Origin of the sequence: Bacillus sp. SIMBA_154, from assembly GCF_046536015.1 — a bacterium.
GTDB classification, from domain to species: domain Bacteria; phylum Bacillota; class Bacilli; order Bacillales; family Bacillaceae; genus Bacillus; species Bacillus pumilus_P.
This window is the reverse complement of the sequence record NZ_JAWJBV010000459.1, coordinates 1-252: the sequence shown is the minus strand read 5'-3', so window position 1 is coordinate 252 and position 252 is coordinate 1. Positions and strand designations below refer to the sequence as shown.

Sequence of the window (252 nt, the reverse complement as noted above, 5' to 3'; positions counted from 1 at the left end):
CCATATCAGAAGTAGATAAGTATCATTATAAAGACGCTCTGAATAGCAAATTAAAGGAGCTTTACGCGGATAAAAAGGTATTCAGCTTCGTCCGTCCCGTATTTGCAAACTACGGATTAGACTCATCAATACGGCTTAATATCTTTAGCAATACAGAACAATCCATCAGAGCTGAGGCCGCCGAGCAGTTTGAAGAGAGCATTTTAAAGTTGAACGGTGAGTTCTCAGTCGATCACGACCCATCAACATCGA

Annotated in this window: 1 protein-coding gene; it reads left to right on the top strand. The window is 41.3% G+C overall.

Annotated elements, in window-relative coordinates:
- Positions 1-252: hypothetical protein (locus R0K30_RS22770; RefSeq protein ID WP_410613210.1), on the top strand; the 252-nt coding region annotated here is incomplete at both ends.